The sequence below is a fragment of the Streptomyces sp. PKU-EA00015 genome, from assembly GCF_013387495.1.
Classification (GTDB): domain Bacteria; phylum Actinomycetota; class Actinomycetes; order Streptomycetales; family Streptomycetaceae; genus Streptomyces.
The window spans coordinates 1-807 of sequence record NZ_JABZEE010000036.1 but is presented as its reverse complement, the minus strand read 5'-3'; the positions used below and the strand labels follow the sequence as shown (position 1 = coordinate 807).

Below are 807 nucleotides of genomic sequence, written 5' to 3'. Positions count from 1 at the left end.
AAGCCGCCCGCCACCACGATCTTCGCGGAGGTCGTCGACCGGGCCGAACCGCCGCTAGAGCTTCCGAAGTCCACTGAGCACCCTTTCGAGCAGTGTCACATCCGGCGTACCGCCGGCCTCTCCGTTGCCCGGCTGGTGAATCGCCACCATGCCGGCCTCCGCCAGGTCGGCGACGAGAATGCGCGCGACACCGAGCGGCATCGACAGCAGCGCCGAGATCTCGGCGACCGACTTGACCTCCCGGCACAGGTGGCAGATCCGCTGGTGCTCCGGGAGCAGCCCGGCGAGCAGTGCCGGGTCCGCGGTGGTGCTGACCAGTGCCTCTATCGCGAGCTGATAGCGCGGCCGGGTCCGGCCGCCGGTCATCGCGTACGGACGCACCAGCGGCTGGTCGCCCTCGTCCCCGTACGCGTCGAGTGACGTGCCGTACGGATCGTGAGAGGCGGGTGGCGGGGTCATGAATCCTCCGGGCGTGACAGCAAGTGGTCGGCTGTGCCGTCTGATGGGGCCGGTGGGGGGCCTTGGGGCGGCCGTTCGGGTTGTCGGTGCGGTGTGGCGGCGGGCCGGCGAGTGGGGTCGCCGGGGCCGCCGGAACGTCAGTGCAGGAGACTTCCCTGGAGTTCGGCGCGCAGATCAGGCGTCAGGACGCTGCCCGCTCGGTCGACCAGGAGGGCCATCTCATAGCCCACCAGGCCGATGTCGCAGTCGGGGTGCGCGAGCACGGCCAGCGACGATCCGTCGGAGACGGACATCAGGAACAGGAAGCCGCGTTCCATCTCGACGACGGTCTGGCTGACCGGACCGCCC

The 807-nt window shown here is 70.4% G+C and carries 2 protein-coding genes and 1 pseudogene; all 3 read right to left on the bottom strand.

The features are described 5' to 3' along the window. Window positions 1-74 (bottom strand): annotated as a pseudogene (locus HW130_RS22385) (ATP-binding protein); the annotation flags it as partial. Next, a complete protein-coding gene (locus tag HW130_RS22380) occupies window positions 55-459 on the bottom strand; it encodes a DUF742 domain-containing protein (RefSeq protein ID WP_177151452.1) in 405 nt (134 codons plus the stop codon). The pseudogene HW130_RS22385 and the gene HW130_RS22380, both read right to left, overlap by 20 nt. Before the next feature lie 137 nt (window positions 460-596). Then, the coding region (locus tag HW130_RS22375; RefSeq protein WP_375256570.1) for a roadblock/LC7 domain-containing protein at window positions 597-807 on the bottom strand (211 nt) is incomplete at its 5' end.